Origin of the sequence: Streptomyces sp. NPDC059142, from assembly GCF_042755665.1 — a bacterium.
GTDB lineage: Bacteria > Actinomycetota > Actinomycetes > Streptomycetales > Streptomycetaceae > Streptomyces.
Genome location: NZ_JBHZDA010000040.1, coordinates 50,054 through 58,988, shown reverse-complemented (window position 1 = coordinate 58,988; position 8,935 = coordinate 50,054). Strand labels below are relative to the sequence as shown.

The 8,935-nt window shown below is 72.8% G+C and carries 5 protein-coding genes; 3 read left to right on the top strand and 2 right to left on the bottom strand.

The genetic code is table 11. The annotated features are described in order from the left end of the window. Positions 1 to 101: 101 nt before the first annotated feature. A complete protein-coding gene (locus tag ACFXPK_RS16985) occupies positions 102 to 1,574 on the bottom strand; it encodes an MFS transporter (protein WP_385076023.1) in 1,473 nt (490 codons plus the stop codon). Positions 1,575 to 1,675: 101 nt separating this feature from the next. Between ACFXPK_RS16985 and ACFXPK_RS16980 the strand changes: the two genes are divergently transcribed. Beyond that, positions 1,676 to 2,608, top strand: a complete 933-nt coding sequence (locus tag ACFXPK_RS16980) for a helix-turn-helix domain-containing protein (RefSeq protein ID WP_384990493.1) — start codon at positions 1,676 to 1,678, stop codon at positions 2,606 to 2,608. Here ACFXPK_RS16980 and ACFXPK_RS16975 read toward each other — a convergent pair. After that, positions 2,575 to 4,083 carry an MFS transporter gene (locus ACFXPK_RS16975; RefSeq protein WP_384990490.1) on the bottom strand — a complete coding sequence of 503 codons (1,509 nt, stop codon included), beginning with the start codon at positions 4,081 to 4,083 and terminating at the stop codon, positions 2,575 to 2,577. The genes ACFXPK_RS16980 and ACFXPK_RS16975 overlap by 34 nt on opposite strands. A gap of 65 nt (positions 4,084 to 4,148) precedes the next feature. Here ACFXPK_RS16975 and dusB point away from each other — a divergent pair, with 65 nt between their 5' ends. Both dusB and ACFXPK_RS16965 read left to right on the top strand, forming a co-directional pair. Then, positions 4,149 to 5,279, top strand: coding sequence for a tRNA dihydrouridine synthase DusB (gene dusB / locus ACFXPK_RS16970; RefSeq protein WP_385076020.1), 1,131 nt, complete (start codon positions 4,149 to 4,151; stop codon positions 5,277 to 5,279). 145 nt (positions 5,280 to 5,424) lie between these two features. Beyond that, positions 5,425 to 8,787: a S8 family serine peptidase gene (locus ACFXPK_RS16965; protein ID WP_385076017.1), complete on the top strand. Its 3,363-nt coding sequence runs from the start codon at positions 5,425 to 5,427 to the stop codon at positions 8,785 to 8,787. Positions 8,788 to 8,935 lie beyond the last annotated feature (148 nt).

Sequence of the window (8,935 nt, the reverse complement as noted above, 5' to 3'; positions counted from 1 at the left end):
GCCCCGCGCGCGCGGGGGCCCCCTAAACCCCGGCCCCCCCGCCCCCCCCCCCCTGTCGTTAAACCCGGCCCCCCCCCCCCGGCCCGGGTTCGGGCCGGGGCTCAGCCGATCACGCGCGGCAGCCGCAGGCTGAGCAGCGCCGTCAGGACCACCGCCCCGAGCTGCACCAGCAGCGTCACCGCCAGCGCGTCCCGCATCCCCACCGAGGACGCCAGCGTCAGGAAGAGCGAGCCCAGCGTCGCCACCCCCAGCGCCAGCGCGGACTGCTGGGTCGTCACCAGCACCCCACTGCCCACCCCGGCCCGTTCCGACGGTACGTCCGAGAGCACGATCCGGATGATCACCGGGAGCTGGAGTCCCTGGCCGAGGCCGGCCAGCGCGATCCCCGGCAGCAGTTCCGCCGTGCCGATCGCGGGCCAGCCGCCCCGAACGGTGAGCACCAGCAGCGCCACCCCCACCGCCTGGAGCACCGCGCCGGCCGTGACGACGAGGCTGCCGTACCGCCGGATCAGCCGCGGCCCCGCCAGCGACGCCCCGAAGAACGCCACCGCCATGGGCACCAGCGCCACCCCGGCGGCCACCGTCCCCATCCCCAGCCCCTGCTGGAGCGCGACGGCGATCACGAACATGAAGCCGCCGAAGCCGATCGAGAACGGCACGATCAGCGCGAGCCCGCGCCGTACCGACACCAGGGCGAAGAGGCTCGGCGGCACCAGCGGCGTACGCCCCCGCCGGTCCGCCCGCCGCTCCACGCGCAGGAAGACGTACGCCACCACCGGGAAGGCGGCCAGCGACACCCAGGTCCACACGGGCCAGCCGGCCGCCCGGCCCTCGGTGAGCGGCGCCAGCAGCGTCACCAGGGAGAGCGCCAGCAGCAGTGTCCCCGGCACGTCGACGGGCGCGGGCCGCTGCGAGCGGGTCTCCGGCACCGAACGGAACGCCAGCACCAGGCCCGCCAGCGCGACCGGCACGTTCACCAGGAAGATCGCCCGCCAGCCGGTGCCCGCCAGATCGGCGGCGACGAGCACACCGCCGAGGATCTGGCCCACCACCATCGACAGCCCCGCGGTCGCCCCGTACAGGCTCAGCGCCCTGGCCCGGCGCGGACCGGTGGTCGAGGCGTGGATCGTGGCCAGCACCTGCGGCAGCATCAGCGCCGCCGCCGCGCCCTGCGCGACCCGCGCCCCGACCAGCGTCCCGGCGGTCGGCGCGAGCCCACACGCCAGCGAGGTGAGGCCGAAGGCCGCCATTCCGGCGAGGAAGAGCCGCCGTCTGCCGAACATGTCCCCGAGCCGGCCGCCGAGGACGAGGAGCACGGCGTACGAGAGCCCGTACCCGGCGACGACCAGCTCCAGCAGCGCGGGACCGGCCGCCAGATCGCGGTCGATGGTCGGCAGGGCGACATTGACGATGAAGAAGTCGATCAGGGGCAGCGCCGCTCCGAGGAGCACGGTGAACAGCCCCAGCGGTCCGAGGACGGAGCCGTGATCGCGTACGACGGGTGCCACCGCGCCGGCCGGGGTGGTGCCGGTGGCGGTGGACGGGGTCGGGAGGGAGACGGATGATCTGTTCACCTCACCGAGAGTGCTCCCCTTCCGAGCCTGGTACCAGAGTCTCCTTATCCTGGTACCGGTACTACCTGGCAACGGGATGGGCCGTGCGGCACCCTGGAACCATGAACACCCTCGCGCAGACCGCGGCGACCGGACAGGCGACCGACATCCGGCGGCACGAACTCGCCGGATTCCTGCGCAGCCGCCGGGAACGCATCACCCCCGAGCAGGTCGGACTCGACCGGGGGCCCCGGCGCCGTACGCCGGGACTGCGCCGCGAGGAGGTCGCCCAGCTCTCCGCCGTCGGCGTCACGTGGTACACGTGGATCGAGCAGGCCAGGTCCATCCAGGTCTCCGCCCAGGTCCTGGACGCCCTCGCCCGCGCGCTCCTCCTCGACGCCGGTGAGCGCGCGCACCTCTTCTCGCTCGCCGGTGTGGTCGACCCCGCCCCCGGGACGCCCTGCCCGACCATCACCCCCGCCCTGCGGGAGATGCTGGCGCGGCTCGACCCCTTCCCGGCGTGCGTGCAGAACAGCCGGTACGACATCCTCGCGTACAACCGGGCCTACGGCGTGCTCATGTGCGACCTGGACGCCGTGCCGCCCGAGGACCGCAACTGCATCCTGCTCGCCTTCACCAACGACGAGTGGCGCGCGTCGCTCGCCAACCGGGACGAGACCGTCCGGATCATGGCGGCCAAGTTCCGGGCCGCGATGGCCGAGCACCTCGCGGAGCCGCCGTGGAAGACGCTGCTGGGGCGGCTGCGCGCGGCCTCGCCCGAGTTCCGGGAGATCTGGGAGCGGCACGAGGTGGTGGCCCCGGTGGGCGACCGGACCAAGCGGTTCGTCAACGCGCGCGTCGGCCGGCTCGACCTGGAGCACACCAACCTCTGGCTCGGCCCCGCCTCGGGGTCCCGGCTGGTCACCTACGTACCCGTGGACGAGGAGTCCCGGCAGCGGCTGGAGAGGCTGGTACGCACCACGGAGGCGGCCCCCGGGGCGGCCACGGGCGCGCGGGAGGCTCAGGTGTCGGCCCGGGTGTCCGCGGGCGTCTGAGCCCCGGACTTCGCCAGGCCCACCGGGGAGGGCTCGGCCTCCAGCAGCCGCGCCGTGCGCAGCGCCGTCCCGCGCGCCCACGCGCCGCTGGTCAGCGCGCCCACCAGCAGGACGCAGAGCCCGCACGCGGTGATGATCCACCACGCGGTGCCGCTCACCTCGTCGAACCCGGTACGGTACGCGGCCGATCCGGCACCGCCCGCCCCGCTCACGGCCACCCCGCCCGCCAGGACCGCGCCGATCACCGCGACCCCCAGCGTCTGGCCGATCTGACGGCTCGTGGAGGCGACGGCCGCCGCCACGCCCGCCTGGGCGCGCGGCATCCCGGAGACGGCGGTGTTGGTGATGGGGGCGTTGAGCATGCCGAAGCCCAGCCCGAAGAGCACGTACCCGGTGAACATCAGCCCGGTCGTCGCCTCGGCGTCCAGGGTGGCGAAGAGCAGGCCGCTCGCCGTCATCGCCGCACCCGCGACCAGCAGGGACAGCCGGGGTCCCCGGCTCCCGACCAGCCGGCCCGACAGCGGGGCGCAGAGGAAGGTCAGGGCCGCCATGGGCAGCATGTACAGGCCCGCGTGGAGGGCGGAGAGCCCGCGCACGTTCTGGAGGTAGAGCGTGTTCAGGAAGAGGAAGCCGCCCAGCGCCGCGAAGCCGCACACGGCGATCACGGTCGCCCCGCTGAACGGCGCGCTGTGGAAGAACCGCAGGTCGATCAGGGGTTCGGCGCGCCTCGGCTCGTACAGGACGAGCCCCACGAGACAGAGCGCGGAGAAGGCGGCGAACGACACGATCAGCGGCGAGGTCCACCCCTTCGCGGGCGCCTCGATGATCGCGTACGTCAGCGCCCCGAGGACGCCGATGACCAGGAGCTGCCCCACCGGGTCGGGGCGGCGCGGCTTCGGCGCACGGGATTCCGGGACGTACCGCCAGGTCAGCAGGAGGGCCGCCAGCCCGATCGGCAGATTGATCCAGAAGATCGACCGCCAGCCGACCGAGTCCACCAGCACCCCGCCGACCAGCGGTCCCGCCGCCATCGAGATGCCCACGACGGCGCCCCAGACGCCGATGGCGCGGGCGCGCTCACGCGGTCCCGTGAAGGTGTTGGTGATGATCGACATCGCGACCGGGTTGAGCATCGAGCCGCCGACGGCCTGCACCATGCGGAAGACCACGAGCGAGGTGAGGTTCGGGGCGAGCGAGCAGAGCGCCGAGCCGAGCGTGAAGAGGACGAGACCGGTCTGGAAGACCCGTCGGCGGCCGATCCGGTCGGCGGTGGAGCCCGAGAGCATCAGCAGCGAGGCGAGGACGAGGGTGTACGCGTCGATCGTCCACTGCATCCCGGAGACCGAGGCGTGGAGCTCGCGCTGCATGGAGGGGAGGGCGACATTGAGGACGGTGTTGTCCAGGCTGACGATCAGAAGACTCATGCAACATATCGACAGCACCAGCATTTTCCGCCGGGGACTCAGCTCGGGCATACCTCGATGGTACGACTGAGTAGTACGGCTAACTAATGAATGTCCGCGTGCGCGACAATGGCCGGATGACCGCTCCACTCGCCATCGGCCCGTACCCCGTGACCCCGCCCGTCGTGCTCGCACCGATGGCCGGAATCACCAATGCCCCCTTCCGCACGCTCTGCCGGGAGTTCAGCGGGGGGAAGGGGCTGTTCGTCAGCGAGATGATCACGACCCGGGCCCTGGTCGAGCGCAACGAGAAGACCATGCAGCTCATCCACTTCGACGCGACCGAGACACCGCGCTCGATCCAGCTCTACGGGGTGGATCCGGTCACCGTCGGCAAGGCCGTGCGCATGATCGTGGACGAGGACCTGGCCGACCACATCGACCTCAACTTCGGCTGCCCGGTGCCCAAGGTGACCCGCAGGGGCGGCGGCTCCGCCCTGCCGTACAAGCGGCCGCTGCTCCGCGCGATCCTGCGCGAGGCCGTCTCCAACGCGGGCGACCTGCCCGTCACGATGAAGATGCGCAAGGGCATCGACGACTCCCATCTCACCTGCATGGACGCCGGGCGGATCGCCGTCGACGAGGGCGTGACGGCCATCGCGCTGCACGGCAGGACCGCCGCGCAGCACTACGGCGGCACCGCCGACTGGGAGGCGATCGCGCGGCTCAAGGAGCATGTGCCGGAGATCCCGGTGCTCGGCAACGGCGACATCTGGTCGGCCGGGGACGCGCTGCGCATGATGCGCGAGACCGGCTGCGACGGGGTGGTCGTGGGGCGGGGCTGTCTGGGGCGGCCGTGGCTCTTCGGCGACCTGGTGGCCGCCTTCGAGGGGACGGGGGAGGTCGCGGCGCCGACGCTGCGCGAGGTGGGGACCGTCATGCGGCGCCATGCGCAGCTCCTGGGGGAGTGGATCGGCGACGAGGCGCGCGGGGTGATCGACTTCCGTAAGCACGTGGCCTGGTACCTGAAGGGCTTCTCGGTCGGCTCGCAGCTCCGCAAGCAGCTCGCGATCACCTCGTCGCTCGCGGAACTGGACGAGCTGATGGCCGGGCTCGACCTGGACCAGCCGTGGCCGGAGGGCGCGGACGGGCCGCGCGGGCGGACCTCGGGGAACAACCGGGTCGTCCTGCCGGACGGCTGGCTGAAGGACCCGTACGACTGCGCGGGCATCGGCGCGGACGCGGAGCTGGACACCTCCGGCGGCTGAGCGCGCGGGGCCCGCGTGGGGGTGGCGCACGGGGGTGACGGCCGGTGCGTTATGGAAACGTGATGTTCCGGTCCTCCGGTGATCACACAGTCACAGCAGCGTTCGTCTTTCTCCGATTCTCCGACGAGAAGGACGGGCAGCTCCGATGCGCAGACCCAGCAGTTCCCCCGGCTACCGGACGGGTGCCGTCGCCGTCGCGGTGGCGCTCGCCGCCGGCCTCGCGACCACGGCCGGCGCCGCGACCCCCACGGCACCGGGAACCTCCGCCGGTGCCCAGGGCTTACAGCGCGACTCCGCGTCCCGCGCCGCCACGGTCACCCTGATCACCGGTGACCGGGTCGACATCGACGACCACGGCAATGTCACCCAGGTACGTCCCGCCGAGGGCCGCGAGCACCTGCGGATGTCGGTGTACCGCGAGAACGGCCGGACGTACGCGATCCCCACCGACGCCCTGCGGCTCGTCGGCCAGGGCACCGTGGACCGGCGGCTGTTCGACCTGACCGGCCTGGTCGAGGCCGGGTACGACGACGCCCGGCGGAACACGCTCCCGCTGATCGTCTCGTACAAGAAGGCGGGCGCCGGTACGGCGAAGTCACGCGTCGCCGCCTCGGGCGCGAAGGCCGGGCGCAGCCTCCCCGCCGTCGACGGCCAGGCCCTCTCGGCGGCCAAGGACGGCACCGACGGCGTCTGGCGGGCGCTGACCGCCGACGCGGGCAGGGCGGAGGCCCGTACCGCGGCCTCCGGCATCGGCCGCGTCTGGCTCGACGGCAAGCGCAAGGTGAACCTGGACAAGAGCGTCCCGCAGATCGGCGCGCCCACCGCCTGGGAGGCCGGCTACGAGGGCGACGGGGTCAAGGTCGCCGTCATCGACACCGGCGTCGACCAGACCCACCCGGACCTCGCGGGCGTGGAGGTCGAGGAGAAGAACTTCTCCTCCTCCGCCGACGCCGTGGACCGCGCCGGACACGGCACCCACGTCGCCTCGACCATCGCCGGCAGCGGCGCCAGGTCGGGCGGCGTGTACAAGGGCGTCGCGCCCAAGGCGCGGATCCTGGACGCCAAGGTCTTCGACGACGACGGGTACGGCTCCGACTCGGCCATCGTCGGCGCGATGCAGTGGGCGGCCGACCAGGGCGCCAAGGTCGCGAACATGAGCCTCGGTGGGTACGACCAGCCGGAGATCGACCCGCTGGAGGAGGCCGTCGACTCGCTCTCCGAGAGCAGCGGCATCCTCTTCGTCGTCTCGGCGGGCAACGCGGGACCCGGCGAGGGCACCATCGGATCGCCCGGCAGCGCGGCGGCGGCCCTCACGGTCGGGGCGGTGGACCACAAGGACGCCCTCGCCGACTTCTCCTCGGTGGGACCGACCGCCGACGGATCGCTGAAGCCGGACATCACCGCGCCCGGCGTGGACATCGTCGCGGCGAAGGCGACCGCGGGCACCCTCGGCTCCCAGGCGGGCGACGGCTACGTCTCCATGAGCGGTACGTCGATGGCGGCGCCGCATGTCGCCGGAGCCGCCGCGATCCTCGCGCAGCGGCACCCGGACTGGAGCGGCGAGCGGCTCAAGCGGGCCCTCACCGCCTCGGCCCTCCCCGCCGAGGGGCTGACGGCGTTCCAGCAGGGCGCGGGCCGTACCGACGTGGCGAAGGCGATCACCCAGACCGTCGTCACCGAGGAGACCTCGATCGGGTTCGGCGTCCAGCGCTGGTCGCCGGAGGGCACGGGACCGGTCACCAAGGAGGTGACGTACCGCAACGAGGGGACCGAGGCCGTCACCCTCGACGTGGCGGCGGAGGCCGTCGGACCCGAGGGGAAGCCCGCGCCCGAGGGGCTGGCCACGACCGACACGGGGCGCGTCACCGTTCCCGCCGGCGGCACGGCGAAGGTCGCGCTGACGCTGGACACCCGGGTCGGCGACGAGTACGGCGCCTTCTCCGGCGCGGTGGTGGCCAAGGAGGCCGGAGCGGCGAAGGCCACCGGCCAGAGCCTGCGCACGGCCTTCGGCGTGATCCGCGAGGAGGAGTCGTACGACGTCACGGTGGACCTGCTGAACCGGGACGGTGAACCGGCCGAGGCGAACGTCACCCTCGTCGACCGCGCCACCGGCGAGCGGTCCGGGCAGTGGACCGGCGACGGCAAGCTCACGGTCCGTCTGCCCAAGGGCGACTACCTCGTGGACGCGCCGATCATCACCCCGCGGGGCGACGGGGACACCGAGCTGTCCGAGCTGGTCCAGCAGAAGCTGAGCGTCACCGGGAACACGCGTGTCGTCTTCGACGCGCGGGACGCCGAGCCGCTCGACGTCACGGGCCCCGTGGCCGCCGAGCCGGTCCAGGCGTCGTTGTCCTGGAGCCTCGGCACGGGCAGGGGCACCTTCGGCCTCTTCTACATGAGCTCGCTGGAGGGCGTCTCGACCGGCTCGGTCGGCGGGACGGTGCCGGGCAAGGAGTTCCAGGCCCAGGTCGGCACCATCCTGGCGGCCGGCGGGGACACGTACGGCCTGCTCTACACACGTGACGGCAGCATGTACGACGGCTTCACGCACCGGGCGGCCACGAGCGAACTCGCCGAGATCGAGGCGCGGGTGGGCTCCTCGGCGCCGGGCAAGGAGGGATCGGTCCACCCCATGTGGTCCAACGACTCCATCGGGGTCGGCGGACCGGGCGACAACGTCGCCCTCCCGAACACCTCGAAGCACTACGTCACCACGCCGCCCGGCTACCGCTGGTCCTTCGGCATGGGGCAGGCGTCCGCCGACGTTCCCTTCGAGGGCGAGTACGAGGTCCTCTACGACCGGGACGCGGCCCGGAGGTACGAGGCGGGCCGGAAGTACGGCGTCACCCTCAACGTCGGTGTCTTCGCCCCGGACGCCCGCGCCGGTGACCTCGCCCGCGTCCAGGACTTCGCCGTCGTCTGCCAGCCGCTGTTCACCGACACCTCGGGGCGCGGCGGCCACACGGCGCTCGCCGAGGTGAAGACACGGGTGACGATCGACGGAGAGATGTTCCAGGAGGGGGACGACCCCTGCGTCCCGATGTCCGGGCTGCCGGCCAAGTCGTCCGCGTACACGGTGAGCATCGAGGCGTCGCGCAAGCCCGAGGTCGCCCGGGTCTCCACCCGGGTCAGCGCCGAGTGGACGTTCACCTCCGCCTCGCCCGGGAACACGGTGACCGCCCTGCCGCTGTCCACCCTCGGCTTCGCCCCGGAGCTGACCCCGGCCAGCACCGCCGAGGCGGGCACGTCCCTGCGGGTCCCGCTCGTCGTCCAGGGCAACGCGGCCACGAAGGGCGTCGGCTCCCTGACGGTCGAGGCGTCCTACGACGGCGGCGCCACCTGGCGCACGGCGCCCGTCACCACCGAGAACGGTGAGCGCGGCGTCACGCTGGACCACCCCGCGTCGGCCACCTCGGTCTCGCTCAGGGGCGCGCTGAAGGACACCGAGGGCAACGGGTACGAGGTGACGGTCACGGACGCGTACCTGCTGACGCCGCACACCTCCTGACACCTTCTCGGCACCACCCGCACCACCCGCACCACCCGCACTACCCGTGGCCCCCCGGCCCACCCCGCGCCGGGGGGGCAACCGCACGGGTGGGGGGTAATAAAAAAAAACAAACCACACCAGCATAAAAAAAAAGGGGGTTGGGGTG